The organism is Streptosporangium sp. NBC_01469, assembly GCF_036227305.1.
In the GTDB taxonomy this organism is placed as follows: Bacteria; Actinomycetota; Actinomycetes; order Streptosporangiales; family Streptosporangiaceae; genus Streptosporangium.
In genome coordinates, this window is record NZ_CP109465.1 from 2,805,012 (window position 1) to 2,819,930 (window position 14,919).

General features: G+C 69.6%; 15 protein-coding genes. 10 read left to right on the top strand and 5 right to left on the bottom strand.

Annotated features, from left to right (window positions below):
* Nucleotides 1–91: 91 nt before the first annotated feature.
* The gene (locus tag OG587_RS12875) at nt 92–847 is read right to left on the bottom strand and encodes a GntR family transcriptional regulator (RefSeq protein ID WP_329090016.1); all 756 of its coding nucleotides are present in this window, start codon (nt 845–847) and stop codon (nt 92–94) included.
* Nucleotides 848–1,000: 153 nt separating this feature from the next.
* On the opposite strand from OG587_RS12875, the gene OG587_RS12880 reads away from it, so the two are divergent.
* Nucleotides 1,001–2,257, top strand: a complete 1,257-nt coding sequence (locus OG587_RS12880) for a helix-turn-helix domain-containing protein (RefSeq protein WP_329090018.1) — start codon at nt 1,001–1,003, stop codon at nt 2,255–2,257.
* Nucleotides 2,258–2,350: 93 nt separating this feature from the next.
* On the top strand, nt 2,351–2,701 hold the full coding sequence (locus OG587_RS12885) for a hypothetical protein (RefSeq protein WP_329090019.1): 351 nt from the start codon (nt 2,351–2,353) through the stop codon (nt 2,699–2,701).
* 52 nt (nt 2,702–2,753) lie between these two features.
* Here the strand turns inward: OG587_RS12885 and OG587_RS12890 are convergent, their stop codons facing one another.
* The 3 genes from OG587_RS12890 to OG587_RS12900 all read right to left on the bottom strand — a co-directional run bounded on the left by OG587_RS12890 (nt 2,754) and on the right by OG587_RS12900 (nt 3,871).
* Complete coding sequence (locus OG587_RS12890; RefSeq protein WP_329090021.1) at nt 2,754–2,876, bottom strand: hypothetical protein; 123 nt, start codon at nt 2,874–2,876, stop codon at nt 2,754–2,756.
* Between the two features lie 453 nt (nt 2,877–3,329).
* The gene (locus OG587_RS12895) at nt 3,330–3,656 is read right to left on the bottom strand and encodes a hypothetical protein (protein WP_329090023.1); all 327 of its coding nucleotides are present in this window, start codon (nt 3,654–3,656) and stop codon (nt 3,330–3,332) included.
* Nucleotides 3,653–3,871, bottom strand: a complete 219-nt coding sequence (locus OG587_RS12900) for a hypothetical protein (RefSeq protein WP_329090025.1) — start codon at nt 3,869–3,871, stop codon at nt 3,653–3,655. The genes OG587_RS12895 and OG587_RS12900 overlap by 4 nt, the downstream gene beginning before the upstream one ends.
* 265 nt (nt 3,872–4,136) lie before the next feature.
* Between OG587_RS12900 and OG587_RS12905 the strand changes: the two genes are divergently transcribed.
* Together OG587_RS12905 and OG587_RS12910 are read left to right on the top strand one after the other, a co-directional pair.
* Complete coding sequence (locus tag OG587_RS12905; protein WP_329090026.1) at nt 4,137–5,450, top strand: helix-turn-helix domain-containing protein; 1,314 nt, start codon at nt 4,137–4,139, stop codon at nt 5,448–5,450.
* Nucleotides 5,451–5,466: 16 nt separating this feature from the next.
* Complete coding sequence (locus tag OG587_RS12910) at nt 5,467–5,826, top strand: hypothetical protein (protein WP_329090028.1); 360 nt, start codon at nt 5,467–5,469, stop codon at nt 5,824–5,826.
* Between the two features lie 114 nt (nt 5,827–5,940).
* Here the strand turns inward: OG587_RS12910 and coaA are convergent, their stop codons facing one another.
* The gene (gene coaA, locus OG587_RS12915; RefSeq protein ID WP_329090029.1) at nt 5,941–6,876 is read right to left on the bottom strand and encodes a type I pantothenate kinase; all 936 of its coding nucleotides are present in this window, start codon (nt 6,874–6,876) and stop codon (nt 5,941–5,943) included.
* Nucleotides 6,877–7,120: 244 nt separating this feature from the next.
* Between coaA and glmS the strand changes: the two genes are divergently transcribed.
* The 6 genes from glmS to OG587_RS12945 all read left to right on the top strand — a co-directional run bounded on the left by glmS (nt 7,121) and on the right by OG587_RS12945 (nt 14,878).
* Nucleotides 7,121–8,974, top strand: a complete 1,854-nt coding sequence (gene glmS / locus OG587_RS12920) for a glutamine--fructose-6-phosphate transaminase (isomerizing) (protein WP_443075544.1) — start codon at nt 7,121–7,123, stop codon at nt 8,972–8,974.
* A gap of 177 nt (nt 8,975–9,151) precedes the next feature.
* Entirely contained in the window at nt 9,152–10,567 is a 1,416-nt protein-coding gene (locus OG587_RS12925) for a PhoX family protein (protein WP_329090030.1), read from the top strand.
* Between the two features lie 115 nt (nt 10,568–10,682).
* Nucleotides 10,683–11,033 (top strand): holo-ACP synthase, encoded by a 351-nt coding sequence (locus OG587_RS12930; protein ID WP_329090031.1) that lies wholly within the window; start codon nt 10,683–10,685, stop codon nt 11,031–11,033.
* 10 nt (nt 11,034–11,043) lie between these two features.
* Entirely contained in the window at nt 11,044–12,669 is a 1,626-nt protein-coding gene (locus OG587_RS12935) for an NAD(P)H-hydrate dehydratase (RefSeq protein WP_329090033.1), read from the top strand.
* Nucleotides 12,666–13,793 carry an alanine racemase gene (gene alr, locus OG587_RS12940; protein WP_443075545.1) on the top strand — a complete coding sequence of 376 codons (1,128 nt, stop codon included), beginning with the start codon at nt 12,666–12,668 and terminating at the stop codon, nt 13,791–13,793. Before OG587_RS12935 ends, alr begins: the two co-directional genes overlap by 4 nt.
* 20 nt (nt 13,794–13,813) lie before the next feature.
* Entirely contained in the window at nt 13,814–14,878 is a 1,065-nt protein-coding gene (locus tag OG587_RS12945) for an alpha/beta fold hydrolase (protein ID WP_329090035.1), read from the top strand.
* The last annotated feature ends 41 nt before the right edge of the window (nt 14,879–14,919 follow it).

Consider the following 14,919-nt stretch of genomic DNA (forward strand, 5'->3'; position numbering starts at 1 on the left):
CACCGTTCCGAAACTATCCATGGGGCCTCGTCCGAAACAGCCGGGAAGTCCAGCGGGTGGCCCGTGGGGACGTGGCTGTCCTTTCTCAGGCTTACAGGTCCATGTGGTCCACCCGGACCGCACGGTCTCCGGGGATGACGATCGGGTCCGCGACCTCGACCACGCGCCCCCTGGAGCGCATCAGCCGGGTGATCGAGAACACGGGAACCCCGGAGCCGATCCCGAGGCGTTCGGACTCGTCCGGGGTCGGCATGCGGACCGCCGTCTCCTCCGTGACCTCGTCGACCTCGATGCCGAGCGTGCGCAACTGGCCGATGGTGCCACCGGGCCACGGCTCGTTCCCCGGGTCCGCGACCGGCGTGCCCTCCACGTCGGAGGCGAGCAGGCACGGCCGGGACATCTGCGAGGGGACGCCCTTGGCGTAGAAGACGAACCGGCGTTCCAGCACCCGGGCGCCGGGTTCGACGCCGAACAGACCGGCCAAGTGCTCGTCGGCCTCGATCCACCGGAACGCCTTGTCCAGCCGGTACTCCGCCCAGGTGATCCCGGCATCCGTGGTGAACGAGGTCTGCGGTGTCTCCTGAGGGCCGGTGTCGGCCCGGTAGCGGTCCATGGAAACGCGCCTGGTGACCGGCCGCTCGCGGACCCAGGTCCCGCCGCGCCCCTTGGTGTCGACCAGGCCCGAGGTCTTGAGGCCGTCGATCGCCTGCCTGATCACGATGTCGGAGACGCCGTACCGGGCGGCGAGGTCGGCATGCCGGGGGAGCTTGGTACCGGGCGGGTGGTCGCCACGGAGGATCGCGTCCCGCAGCTCGGCAGTGACGTGCTCGTAGGCGTGGCCGGTCATGCGCCTCCTCCCCGCATCATGCTGGCCAGTGTCGTATACGACAAGTAACCGGCGTACTCGCCTTGAGGGAACAATGGCGCTTCCGCCAAAAGGGGGTCAACGGCCGGGATTACCCTGGAGGCAGGCCGACTCCGGATTGAGGTGTTCTGGATCATGGCGGTGGAACCAGCCCTCGGTGACAACCTGGCGCGCATCCGGGTGAGCAAGGGGCTCACGCAAGAAGACCTGGAAGAACGCTCGGGCGTCAGCGTGTCCACCATCCGCAAACTTGAACAGAGCGACCGCAAGAGTGCCCGCGTCTCGACGCTGCGCAAGCTGGCCCAGGCGCTGAACGTGCGGACCTCCGACCTGTTCCAGCCCTCTCCCGAACCGGTGTCGCCACTGGACGAGACCGTGCACGCGGATCTCTTCGCGCTGCGCCGGACACTCAAACCGGTACGCGGGCTGACCGGAGTCCAGATACCCGACCTCGACGGCCCGGTCACGTACGAGTCGGTGCGTGCCTCGTTCCTGGCGGCGAATCGGCTCTACCGGGAGGACGACTACCGCGCGGTCGTGCGGACGATTCCCTCGCTGCTTCTGGAGGCCCGCTCGCTGCTGGCCGACGCCCACGGTGGAGACGAGGAGCGCGCCGCGCTGACGCTTCTCTCACAGACCTTCCAGTTCTCCGCGCAGGCACTGATCCAGCTTCAGCAGTACGACCTCGCCTACCAGGCGATCTCCGAGGGGATCGCGGCGGCCGAGCGAGCCGATGATCCGCTGCTGGGCGCGTGGAACGTCTTCAACGAGTGCTGGCTGTTCCTTCGTGAGGGACGCCTGGACGACTCCCGCCGTGCCGCGATGACGACCGCCGAGGCCATCGAGCCGCGATTCTCGACCGGTACTCCGGCGCAGTTCGCCACCTGGGGGTGGCTGCTGTTGTGGGGGTCGGCGGCGGCCGTACGGAACAACGAGGGTGACGACGCCGACGAGATGCTGGCCCTCGCCAGGGCCGGGGCTCATCGCATCGAGGGGCGGGAGTTGGAGGCTCCCGCACTGTGGGCGGCTCGGGGTTCGGCGACCTTCGCGGGTTTCTCCCCAGAGCTGATCCAGATAAAGGCCGTCGAGTACGCCGTGGTCCAGGGGAGGAACGCCAGGGCCCTGGAGATTCGCGAGGGAGTGCGGCCGTCGGGCAGGCTGGCGAGCAGCACCCGGCATCGCCACATGCTCGACGTGGCGAGCGCTCACGCCTCCGAGGGCAACGCGGCCGAATCGTGGGCGATTCTCCACGACCTCCGGACACGGGTGCCGCACTGGCTCAGGTACCAGTCGTTCGCCCGGCGCGTGGTCGATCAGCTCATCGAGGACCGGTCGCGGGCGCTCCGGGCCGAGCACGCGGAGATCGCGAGCTTCCTGGGGATCGAGTCCTGACCGAACTGCCACCTCGCGTGACAGGTTTCATGATCGTGATCTTCAACTGTCACATCACGTATCTGGAGTTGGCCGTAACGCTCCGTGATGCTTGTGGACATGGTCGCCATCCCTTCGGAAACGGTGAGATCCGATACTCCCCGCGACGCCTGTGCCGCCGGGGAGAGACTGCGCATCGAACTCGCGGCTCTGGGCGTTCACGCCGACGTCCACCACGGGTTCGGCGTCGTCGTGGTGTCGGTCTGGCGTGAGCTCCTCGTCTGGACGGACGGCACGGTCTACCGGTGGTGGACCGGCCACATGTCCCGGAAGACAGGGCGGCGGCTCTACACGGCGTACGGCGTGGAGGATCCGATTACGGCGGCACGCCGCGTCGCCCGTCGCCGCGAAGAACTCCAGCGGACGTATCCGCCGTCCGAGGTGATCCTGGAGCGAGTGCCGTGATCGGGCTGGATGAAACGTGCCTGAGTCCTCACCTGGGTCTCGCGCAGCGTGATCACACGCGGCTCGACTGGCGCACGTCGTACGGGATGCCGGAGCGGGTGCGGCCGGTGGCGTGGACGTGCGCGTGCCGGGCCACGGTGTACGAGTTGTGCGAGGGCGGAGGGCGAGGCTTCATCCGGCGTACCACGCAACTCGACGGCGACCATCGGGTGGATGAGAGCCATCGTTGGTCGATCACCGAAACTCGGGCGATCTGGACGGCCCTGCTGTCCGGGAGGGCCCGATAGACCGGCGTGGCGGCGTGGGATCTGGAGGGACCCGCGCCGCCACGCCTCGAAGCCTGGGAACGGGCCGTCGCCCGGGGAGCGCGAGGGGCCGGGAGGCGCCTCGACCGGGGGGTGGGGCGGAGCCCCACAGGACGCTGCCCGAGCGTGGATCGCGCGGAGTGCGACGGCTGCGAGGCCCGATACCGCCGGGCGTGAGTCCTGGACGTGAGAGGACGACGCGGGCGGGTCGGGTGACGACTCCGCCCGCCCGCGTCACGCAAAGGCCGGTGCACCCCTCCGTGCCGGGCCTGTGCGGGTATGGGGGCGCGGCGGCGCTGGGGAAGTGATGCCACCGCGCCTGTTCATGGGAGGCGAGGACCGTTCGGCGTGGACACAGGCGTCTCGTGCTCGTGCCGGATGATCGCGGCCATCTCCGCTTCGCACATCTGGGCCTCCAGCCCTTCCGGTGTGTGATCGGAGAGGATCAGCGGTTCCAGTAGAGGCCGGGCCGCGATGGCGTGGAAGCGGCGACTGCCCGTGCCGTACAGGACGGCCCACCCTGCCCAGGCGCGGTTCAGCCGGTCGGCGTCGGCGCGGGCGTGGCTGTCCCAGGAGCGGCGGGGCGAGGTGGTACTGGCTTGGCCGTTGCGGTGCCGTCCGGCAGGACGGGCGGGCCGTCGCCGGATCACGATGCCACCTGTCCGGCCGCTTCCTCCTGCCGGGTGACCTCGGCCTGGAGTTCGTCGAAGGTGTCGGCGTCCACGGTACGGAAGGCTGGAGAGTTCTCCTCCGAATCCTTGGGGAAGGGCTGCTCACGGCTGGCCCAGTAGCGTCCGGCGTCGCTGTGGATCACTCGCCAGCCGGGGATGGCGGGTTTGGGGAATGTGGATCTAGCATCTTCCATGGGTCGGACCTCCTACGTCCGGTCAAGGGCTCGTCCGGTCGTCGCAAGCGCCGGGCGGGCCTGTCTTATGAAGCGTGGAAATAAACGTTGGAGTGTGTCGTGTTTTGTCTGGTCGGCCTTACCGGTCACTGGGCGCACTCCGATGGAACAGGTCAGAAGAAAGCCGGACCAGAGCAGGACCGGCGCATTCTTGATGCATGCTCTGATGCATCCAAGTGGCATCCCATAGGCTGACCTCGGTGAACGGCTTTGTAGGGAGGCGCGCATGGCGCATAGGCGACACCGCTTCGCAGAGCGTCGCAAAGCGGTCGGCTATAGTCAGGAATCACTCGCCGCTCGTCTTGGTGTTGACCGTTCGACGATCGTCCGCTGGGAGAGTGGTTGCACGGAGCCGCAGCCTTACATCCGGCCGAAACTCGCAAAGCTGCTAGAAGTCACCCCGTCCGAGCTTGACGCGCTGCTTGTGCCCTCACTGCCAACGGAACAGATTCCGACTGTTGTTACTGCACCGTTGCGGCCTACTGTCGCATTGGTCCATGTAGCGCAAGGGGATGGTCTCGATGCAGGCGAGCTGGACGACATGAACCGTCGACAGTTGCTCCGCGCTCTGTCCGTGGCGGGCACCTTAGTTGCGCTGCCGTCCACAGACACCGGTATGGATATCAACCATCCGCGTCTGAGCGATGCTGTGGATCTTGAAGAGTACGAGACCCTCAATGCTCATCTTTGGAAGGTCTTTTTGCTGTCCAAGTCCAAGCGGGTGGTTTACCCCTTGGTACGTCAACAGCTGGGACTGCTTACCGCCAGCTTGGAGCGGTCACACTCGGCTACAACACGTCAGCGACTGTGCGGTTTGGTCGGTGAGCTCTTTCAACTCGCTGGAGAAATCTTCTTCGACAGTAACCGCTATACCGATGCGGCCTGTTGCTATACCCTCGCGCTCAGTGCTTGCAGGGAAGCCAAAGCCTATGATCTTTGGGCTTGTGCACTGACACGGCACGCCTTTATCGGCATGTATGAGCGACGCCCCGCTGAGACATCGCCCATGCTCGCCGTTGCCTCGCAGGTGGCGCAGCGCGGAGACAGCCATCTTTCGACACGATATTGGGTCGCTGCCGTCCAGGCCGAAACACATGCCGAACTCGGCGATATGGATGGCTGTAAGCGGGCGCTGGACTCAGCAGAGGAAGTACATACCCTGGGCGGGCAAGTGCACAACGGCGGCTGGCTGCGCTTCGACGGCTCGCGGCTCGCAGAGGAGCAGGGCACCTGCTATGTGAAACTCGGGCGTCCGGATCTTGCCGAAGTGGCGCTCACGGACGCGTTGGGACAGGGGCTCTCCCTCCGGCGTCAGGGAAGCGTGCTGACAGACCTTGCTTTGCTTGGCCTCCAAAATCGGGATGTTGACCAGGTGCTTGAGTGTGGCGGCAAGGCGCTGGAGCTGGGTCGGCAAACCGGTTCCGGCTACATTGGCCGCAAGCTTCAAGGGTTGCAGGTCAAGCTGGCGCCGCTTCTCGCCGACGGTCGTGTTTCCGAACTGAACGACCGCATCGCGGCGCTTGTCCGTGCTGACGTATGACGAGAGGACGTGGACGGTGTCGAACGAGCCGGGACGTAGTTTCCGTGAGGCGTGGATCGCCGGGGTCAAGCAGTACTACCCGGGTGAGCCGAAGCCGGGATACATCACTCCGTGGGATGACACGCCGGAGTGGGAGCGGCAGGCCGCAGCGGCCGTGTACGGCCAGGTGCGTGACTTCATCGCGGTGAGCGACGGTGCTACGGCCAGGCTTGGCCGCGAGCAGAAGGGCCGGTTCGTCGCGCTGTGCTGGATCGCGCAGATCTACAAGCACATCTCCGACCCGAAGCCGGGCTACGTCGCCGACTGGGACGAATTGCCGGAATGGCAGCGGCAGACGGACGCCGACATCTTCGAGCACATCGAGCGGCACATGTGATCGCTCGGCTCGGACCGCCCTCCGGTGGAAACGTCCCGTAGGCGAGGCCGGGAGGCGCCTCGTCCGGGGTGTGGGGCGGAGCCCCACGGGACACAGTGCGGAGCGCCGAGAGGGTCAGATGCGGCGGAGGCGGACGCGCTGGATGGAGTGGTTGGCGCCCTTGTGCAGCACCAGGTCGGCCCGGCCCCTGGTGGGGGCGATGTTCTCGACGAGGTTGCGCTCGTTGATGTCGCGCCAGACGTTCCTGGCGAAGTCGGTCGCCTCCTCCTCCGACAGGTCGGCCAGATACCTGAAGTAGGACTTCGGGTCCTCGAAGGCCGTGCGCCGGAGCTTGTGGAAGCGGTCCACGTACCAGTCGCGGATGTGTTCGACCTTGGCGTCCACGTAGATGGAGAAGTCGAAGTAGTCGTTGATCGCGAGGGCGGCGGGCGGGGCGGGCTGGAGGACGTTGAGGCCCTCGACGATGAGGATGTCGGGGCGGCGCACGGTCTGGGTCGCGCCGGGCACGATGTCGTACTCCAGGTGGCTGTAGACCGGGGCCGTCACCTCCGGCAGGCCCGCCTTGACGTCGGCGACGAACCTGACCAGGGCCCGCCGGTCGTAGCTCTCGGGGAAGCCCTTCCTGTGCATGATGTCCCTGGCGGTGAGGGTCTCGTTCGGGAACAGGAAGCTGTCGGTGGTGATCAGGTCCACCCGGGGGTGCTCGGGCCAGCGGGCCAGCAGGGTGTGCAGCAGCCTGGCCGTGGTCGACTTGCCGACCGCGACGCTCCCGGCGATGCCCAGGACGTACGGGGCCGCCCGCCGCCCGCCGCCGAGGAAGGTGTTGAGCGCCGCGCTGCGCTGCCTGGCCCCGGTGAAGTGCAGGTTGAGCAGCCGGGTGAGCGGCAGGTAGATGTCGGTGACCTCGGCCAGGTCGATCGGATCGTCGACGCCGCGCAGGTCCTCCAGTTCGTCCACGGTGAGCGTGAGAGGCGTGTTCTTGCGGAGTTCGCTCCACTGAGCCCGGCTGAGCTGCACGTACGGTGTCGCGGTGTCCAAACCGTTGGCCATGTTCAGAGAGCCTACTGATCCGCCGGGAACAGGCTCCTGGCGGGTGCTGATCCACCGGGAGCGGGTTCCCGTCGGGTGCTGATCCGTCGGGAGTGGGTTCCTGGCGGGTGTTGATCCGTCGGGAGTGGGTTTCCGTCGGGTGCTGGTCCGTCGGGAACAGGTTCCCGACGGGTACCGGGCGGGATTCTTGGTCTGTCCAGGGGGTTCTCCATAGACGCTGCGGACGATCTCTCAGGGAGGGGGTATGACAATGTGCGGAATAGTGGGATATACGGGACAGCGTCAGGCGATCGAGGTAGCGGTCGAGGGGCTCGGCCGGCTGGAGTACCGGGGGTACGACTCGGCGGGGATCGCCCTGGTCGGCGCGGACGGCCTGGCCGTGGAGAAGCGGGCGGGGAAGCTGGCCAACCTACGCTCGGCGCTGGTCTCGCGACCCACGCCGCCGGCCATGGCGACCACCGGGATCGGGCACACCCGGTGGGCCACCCACGGGGCCCCCACCGACCGCAACGCCCATCCGCACACCGACTGCGACGGGCGGATCGCGGTCATCCACAACGGGATCATCGAGAACTTCGCCGCCCTCAGGACCGAGCTGGAGGACGCCGGGCACCGGATCGTCTCCGAGACCGACACGGAGGTGGTGGCGCACCTGCTGGAGCAGTTCGCCGCCGGGGGTCTCATGGAGGCGATGCGCCGGGTCTGCCTCCGGCTGGAGGGGGCGTTCACCCTGCTCGCGGTCTCGGCCGACGAACCCGACGTGGTGGTGGGGGCGCGGCGCAACTCGCCGCTGGTCGTCGGCAGGGGCGACGGGGAGAACTTCCTCGGCTCGGACGTGGCGGCGTTCATCGCGTACACGCGCGAGGCGGTGGAGCTCGGCCAGGACCAGGTGGTCGAGCTGCGCCCCTCGAAGATCACGGTTGTCGACTTCCAGGGGCTCCCGGCCGAGACGCGTGACTACCACGTCGACTGGGACGCCTCCGCCGCCGAGAAGGACGGCTACGACCACTTCATGCTCAAGGAGATCGCCGAGCAGCCCCGGGTCCTCTCCGACACACTGCTCGGCAGGGTCGGCTCCGACGGCCGGCTGGTGCTGGACGAGATGCGGCTCTCCGACCAGGAGCTGCGCGACATCAACAAGATCATTCTGGTTGCCTGCGGGACCTCGTACCACGCCGGGCTCATCGCGAAGTACGCCATCGAGCACTGGGCCCAGCTGCCCTGCGAGGTCGAGGTGGCCAGCGAGTTCCGCTACCGCGACCCGATCCTCACCCGCGACACGCTGGTGATCGTGATCAGCCAGTCGGGCGAGACGATGGACACCCTCATGGCGGTACGGCACGCGCGCGGGCAGCGGTCGCGGGTGCTGGCGGTCTGCAACGTGAACGGCTCCACGATCTCCCGCGAGTCCGACGCCGTCCTCTACACGCACGCCGGCCCCGAGGTCGCGGTGGCCTCCACCAAGGCGTTCCTCACCCAGCTGGTGGCGTGCTACCTGGTGGCGCTCTATCTCGCCCAGGTCAGGGGGACGAAGTTCGGCGACGAGATCACCCAGATCGTCGAGCGGCTGGCGGAGATGCCGTCCAAGGTGAGCGAGGTCCTCGCGACCGTCGAGCCGGTCCGCGCGCTGGCCAGGTCGCTGGCCGACGAGCGGTGCGTGCTCTTCCTGGGGCGGCACGTGGGCTTTCCCGTCGCGCTGGAGGGGGCGCTGAAGCTCAAGGAGCTGGCGTACATGCACGCCGAGGGCTTCGCGGCGGGGGAGCTGAAGCACGGCCCGATCGCGCTGATCGAGAGGGGACTCCCCGTCGTGGTCGTCGTCCCCTCGCCGTCCGGCCAGCGGGTGATCCATGACAAGATCGTGTCCAACATCCAGGAGATCCGGGCCCGGGGTGCCAGAACCCTCGTCATCGCCGAGGAGGGGGACCTCGCGGTCGCGCGGTACGCCGACACGCTGATCCACATCCCGGCCGTGCCGACCCTGCTCCAGCCGCTGGTCGCCACGGTGCCGCTCCAGGTCTTCGCCTGTGAGCTGGCCACGGCGAAGGGGCACGATGTCGACCAGCCCCGCAACCTCGCCAAGTCGGTCACGGTGGAGTAAGCCCTCCCCGGGAGTTCTCCACAGCCTGTGGATAAAGTCTATGGATTACTCACAACCGTAAGTGGGTATGGGGGCTGCCCGCCTTCTTGTCAGATTAATTGTTGATATATGCCATATGGCGGTTTACTGAGGCGGATTAACGTGACGTGAATCCACCGGACCCAAGGGAGCCGCAAGATGGATCGTCGTCGTTTCCTCGCCCGAGGCGGTGCGCTGGCCGCTCTGGGGGTGGCCGGGCCGTTCGCCGGTGTCGCACGGGCGGGACTGAACGGGGAGATCCTCCCGGGATCCGGATACGGGCCGCTGAAGCCGGTCAAGGACGAGCGGGACGGCGTGGTGCGGCTCCACCTGCCCGACGGCTTCCACTACAGGTCCTTCAGCTCGGCCGGTGACAAGTACAGCGACGGATCCGCCGTCCCCTCCCGGCACGACGGCATGGCCGCGTTCCGCGGGCCCTCCGGCAGCGCGATCCTCGTCCGCAACCACGAGGTCAACGGCCCGGTCGGCGCGTTCGGCGACCCGGCCAGGGCCTACGACCCGGCGGCGGGCGGTGGCACCTCGACCCTGCGGGTCACCCGCTACGGCAAGGTGCTCAAGTCCGCCCCCAGCCTGACCGGCACCCAGATGAACTGCTCCGGCGGCCCGATGCCCTGGGGCGCCTGGGTGAGCTGCGAGGAGACCGTCAACGGGCCGGACGTGGGCAACGACTTCACCGGCCAGGACAACGGCAGGCTCACGCAGAAGCACGGCTACGTCTTCGAGGTCCCGCTCGACGGCAAGGCGGGCGGGCCGATCAGGAGCGCCGGGCGGTTCGCCCACGAGTCGGTCGCGTTCGACGGGTTCACCGGCGCGCTCTACCTCACCGAGGACAACTTCGGCTTCGCCTCCGGCTTCTACCGCTACCTGCCCCCGAAGAACCCGCTGACGGCCCGCCGCATCCTCGACGGCGGCAGGCTCCAGATGTTGGCGGTGCGGGGCGCCCCGGGCAAGGACCTCTCGCTCGGCCAGCCCAAGGGGGCCTCGTACGCGACCACCTGGGTGGACATCGACGACCCCGATCCCGCCTTCATCGGCACCCCCGCCAACGACGTCGCCGTCCAGGCCGTCGGCAACCAGGGCAGGGCGAAGGGGGCGGCGCTCTTCTCCCGGCTGGAGGGGGCGATCAACCACCACGGCACGATCTACTTCGTCTCCACCCAGGGCGGCGCGACCGCGTCCGGCGACACCCCGCCCAGCGGCTTCGGCAAGGGACGCGGCCAGGTGTGGGCGTACGAGACGTGGAGCGGGCGGCTCAGGCTCGTCTACGAGTCGCCGGGCTCGGTCACCCTCGACCTGCCCGACAACGTCACCGCCAGCCCCCGGGGCACCCTGGTCCTCTGCGAGGACGGCTCGGGCGACAACTACCTGCGCGGCCTCACCCGCCGGGGTGAGATCTTCGACTTCTCCCGCCTGGTCCCCGTCGACGGCGACTCCGGCGCCGAGTTCGCCGGCTCGACCTTCGGCCCCGGCGGCCACACCCTCTACGTCAACGTCCAGTCGTCCAAGGGGACGAGCTTCGCCATCTGGGGCCCCTGGCAGCGCGGCGGCTTCTGACCGCCGGGCCGGGGAAGGCCCGGCGGAGTCCGGTCACCGGGGGAAGAGGGCCGTCCTCCGAGCCGAACGTGCCGGTCGGTGCCACGGCACCGGTCCCCTCTTCTAGCCTGGGAGGGTGATCGTTGGTATCGGCGTCGACGTCGTGGACGTGGCCAGGTTCGAGGCGACGCTGGCGCGGACGCCCGCGTTGCGGGGGCGCCTGTTCACCGAGGGGGAGAGCACGCTGGCCACGAGATCCCTGGCCGCCAGGTTCGCGGCCAAGGAGGCCGTCGCCAAGGCCCTGGGCGCCCCTCCGGGGTTGCGGCACCTGGACGCCGAGGTGATCAGCGGGGAGTACGGGCGCCCCGAGCTGCGGGTGACCGGCCGGGTGGCGGACGTGGCCAGGGCTTTGGGCGTGGCCCGGTGGCACGTCTCCCTGACCCATGACGGGGGCGTCGCCATCGCCTACGTGATCGCCGAGGGATAGATTCGGTGGAATGCGGACCGCGTACACCTCCGACCAGATCAGGGCGGCCGAGGCGGCACTGATGGCGACGCTGCCCGAGGGCGCCCTGATGCAGAGGGCGGCCACCGGGCTCGCGGTGGTCTGCGCCAGGATGCTCGGCGGCGTGTACGGCTCCCGCGTCGTGCTGCTCGTCGGCAGCGGTGACAACGGTGGCGACGCCCTCTACGCCGGGGCCCGCCTGGCGGCCAGGGGGGCCAGGGTCGACGCGCTCCTCGCCGGGACGCGCGTCCACGCGGCGGGCCTGGAGGCCCTGCGCCGCGCGGGCGGCCGTGCGACCGCCCTGCGCGGCGACTCCGGCCGCCCCCTCACGACGACTGCGGCAGACCCGGCAAAACCAGCAGGAACAACAGGAGCAACAGGAACAACAGGAGCAACAGGAACAACAGGAGCAACAGGAGCACCAGAAGCGGCGGAACCGGCGGGAGCGCGCGTCCGCGGCCTGCTCGACGCGGCGGACCTGATCGTGGACGGGATGCTCGGGATCGGCGGGGCCGGGGCGCTCAGGGAGCCGTACGCGACCCTCGCGAGGCTCGCGAGCGACGCGCCCGGCGAGGTCCTCGCGGTGGACGTGCCGAGCGGGGTGGACGCGAGCAGCGGCCGGGTGGAGGGCCCGGCGGTCGTCGCGGACGCCACCGTCACGTTCGGGGCGTGGAAGACCGGTCTGCTCGTCGACCCCGGCTCCGGGCACGCGGGCCGGACGGAACTCGTCGACATCGGCCTCGGCCCCCACCTGCCCGACCCCGACGTGGCCGCGCCGACGGGCGCCGACGTGGCCGCGATGCTGCCCAGGCCCGACGCCTCGTCCGACAAGTACCGCCGGGGCGTCGTCGGGATCGCGGCCGGCAGCGAGCGCTACACCGGTGCCGCGGTGCTGGCCGTGGGCGGGGCGCTGCGGGCCGGGGTGGGCATGGTCCGCTACGCGGGGGTCGCGGAGCCGGTGGCCCAGGTGCGGGCCCGCTGGCCCGAGGCCGTGATCACCACGCTCGCCCCCGGCGAGGGGATCGAGGAGGTGGGCCGCGTGCAGGCGTGGGTGCTCGGCCCCGGCCTCGGCACCGGCGACGAGGCGCGCGCCATCGCCCGCTCGGTGCTTTCGAGCGCGGTCCCCGTGCTCGTCGACGCCGACGCGCTGACCCTGGTGGCCCAGGACAGGTCACTGCTCCGCCGCGCCGCGCCGGTCCTGATCACCCCGCACGCGGGCGAGCTCTCCCGCCTGATCGACGTGCCGAGGGGGCGGATCGAGGCGCGGCGCCTGGAGAACGTGCGGCGGGCGGCGGCGGAGCTGGGCGTGACCGTGCTGCTCAAGGGCTCGACCACGCTGGTCGCCGAGGACGAGCGGCCGGTCAGGATCAACCCCACCGGCAGCCCCTGGCTCGCGACCGGCGGCACCGGCGACGTGCTGGCCGGCCTGGCTGGCGCGCTGCTGGCCGCCGGGCTGAGCGGGTACGACGCGGCCTCCTGCGCCGCCTACCTGCACGGGATCGCCGGTCAGGACGGCCCTCTCACCGCCTGGGACGTCGCCGAGGCCCTGCCGGAGGCGGTGCGCTCCCTGGTCAACGGACCTCGGCACAGCCTCTCACCTGCCAAACTGGAGGCATGAGTTTCCCGATGACTCCCGCCGAGGCACGGGTGGACCTCTCGGCGATTCGCGAGAACCTGGCGCTGCTCGCGAGCCACGCTCCCGGCGCCGAGATGATGGTCGCGGTCAAGGCCGACGCCTACGGGCACGGGCTGGTTCCCGTCGCCCGCGCCTGCCTGGAGGCCGGGGCGGGACGGCTGGGCACCGCCTACGTCCGCGAGGCCCTGGAGCTGCGGGCCGCCGGGATCACCGCGCCGATCCTGGCGTGGATCATCCCGCCGGGCGAGCCGCTGGAGCGGGCCGTCGGGTACGACGTCGAGCTGTCGGCGGCCTCCGTCGCCAGGATCGACGCGATCGCCGACGCCGCCGCCAGGATCGGCGGGACGGCCAGGGTGCACCTGAAGGCCGACACCGGCATGTCGCGCGGCGGCGCCCCGGCGGCGGACTGGTCCGCCCTGGTCGACCGGGCGCTGCGGCACCGGGCCGAGGGCACTATCGAGATCGTCGGGCTCTGGTCCCACTTCGCCTGCGCCGACATCCCGGGAGACCCGTCCATCGCGGCCCAGCTGGCCGCCTTCGACGAGGCGCTGCTCATCGCGGAGAAGGCGGGCGCGGGGGGCTCCCACGTCATCAGGCACATCGCCAACTCGGCGGCCATCCTGACGCTGCCGCGAGCGCGCTACGACCTGGTCCGCCCGGGCATCGCGACCTTCGGGCTGAGCCCCGTGCCCCGGCTCGGAGGCTTCGGGCTGCGCCCCGCGATGACGCTCGCCGCGCGGATCGCGCTGGTCAAACGGGTGCCCGCCGGGTCGGGAGTTTCCTACGGGCACCTGTACGTCACGGATCGGGAGACGACGCTTGGCCTCGTCCCCCTCGGGTACGCGGACGGGGTCCTGCGGCACGCCACCAACCTGGCGGAGGTCCTGGCCGGTGGCCGCAGGCGGCGGATCGCGGGCAGGGTCTGCATGGACCAGTTCATGATCGACGTAGGGGACGACCCGCTCGCGGAGGGTGACGAGGTGATCCTGTTCGGTGACGGCTCGCGGGGCGAGCCCACCGCTCAGGAGTGGGCGGATTCCCTCGGCACGATCACGCATGAGATCGTGACCAGGATCGGTTCGCGGGTCCCGCGCGTTTACCGATGAGAGGCAGTTCAGGGGGTCGAATGAGTAGCACCAGACGGCGCAAGGTCGGCATCGCGGGCACGATCGTCGGTGTGGCGTCGGCGGGAGTGGCCGCCGGGGCCCTCGCCAAGCGGTACGCCGTCGGACGCATCAGGCTCCGCCCGGACCTGGAGGCGAGCGAGCCGCTCGGAGAGCTGCGCGGCCGCCCCACCACGGTCACCACCTCCGACGGAGTTCCCCTGTACGCCGAGGTCGACGGCCAGGAGGAGGCCCCGCTGACCGTGGTGTTCTGCCACGGCTACACGCTCAACCTCGACTCCTGGCACTACCAGCGGCGCGACCTGGGCGGCGCGCACCGCCTGGTCCTGTGGGACCAGCGCTCCCACGGGCGCTCGCCGCGCATCCCGATGAAGGACTGCTCGATCGACCGGCTCGGCGACGACCTGGCCGAGGTCATCGAGGCGCTGGTGCCCGGCCCGTGCGTGCTCGTCGGCCACTCCATGGGCGGTATGACGATCATGGCGCTGGCCGACCGGCACCCGGAGCTGTTCGGTGACAAGATCAGGGGTGTCGCGCTGATCTCCACCTCCACCGGCAAGCTCGGCGAGATCTCCCTGGGGCTGCCCGCGCTGCTGTCGAAGGCGGTGCACAAGGTCACGCCGGGCACGGTGTCGATCCTGAGGCGCGGTGGCTCGCTGGTCGACAAGAGCCGCCAGGTCGGCAACGACGTGGCCTTCCTGGCCCTGCGCCACCTGGGTTTCGGTGATTCCAGGAACGTGAGCCCCACGGTCGTCGACTTCGCCGAGTCGATGATCCGCTCCACCCCCTTCGAGGTGATCGCCGAGTTCTACCCGGCGCTGATGTCGCACGACAAGCTGAGCGCGCTGGGCGTGCTGGACAGCGTCCCGACCGCCATCATGGTCGGCGACAAGGACTGGCTGACGCCCGTCGAGCACAGCAGGGCGATGGCGGCGGCGCTGCCCACCGCCCGGTTCACCGAGGTTCCGGAAAGTTCGCACCTGGTCCAGCTGGAGCGGCCTACCGTGGTCAACGAGGCCCTGCACGACCTGCTCAAGCGGGTGGACGCGGGCGACGCCGACCAGTGAGCCGGGGCACGCGTGCGGTGAGTTCGAGGCCCGAGGGGCCC

Bases quoted from the DNA above. Each gene is read 5' to 3' on its own strand.
- OG587_RS12875 (WP_329090016.1), bottom strand. From the start codon at position 847: ATGACCGGCCACGCCTACGAGCACGTCACTGCCGAGCTGCGGGACGCG.
- OG587_RS12880 (WP_329090018.1), top strand. From the start codon at position 1,001: ATGGCGGTGGAACCAGCCCTCGGTGACAACCTGGCGCGCATCCGGGTG.
- OG587_RS12890 (WP_329090021.1), bottom strand. From the start codon at position 2,876: ATGAAGCCTCGCCCTCCGCCCTCGCACAACTCGTACACCGTGGCCCGG.
- OG587_RS12900 (WP_329090025.1), bottom strand. From the start codon at position 3,871: ATGGAAGATGCTAGATCCACATTCCCCAAACCCGCCATCCCCGGCTGG.
- OG587_RS12905 (WP_329090026.1), top strand. From the start codon at position 4,137: ATGGCGCATAGGCGACACCGCTTCGCAGAGCGTCGCAAAGCGGTCGGC.
- coaA (WP_329090029.1), bottom strand. From the start codon at position 6,876: ATGGCCAACGGTTTGGACACCGCGACACCGTACGTGCAGCTCAGCCGG.
- glmS (WP_443075544.1), top strand. From the start codon at position 7,121: ATGACAATGTGCGGAATAGTGGGATATACGGGACAGCGTCAGGCGATC.
- OG587_RS12925 (WP_329090030.1), top strand. From the start codon at position 9,152: ATGGATCGTCGTCGTTTCCTCGCCCGAGGCGGTGCGCTGGCCGCTCTG.
- OG587_RS12935 (WP_329090033.1), top strand. From the start codon at position 11,044: ATGCGGACCGCGTACACCTCCGACCAGATCAGGGCGGCCGAGGCGGCA.
- alr (WP_443075545.1), top strand. From the start codon at position 12,666: ATGAGTTTCCCGATGACTCCCGCCGAGGCACGGGTGGACCTCTCGGCG.
- OG587_RS12945 (WP_329090035.1), top strand. From the start codon at position 13,814: ATGAGTAGCACCAGACGGCGCAAGGTCGGCATCGCGGGCACGATCGTC.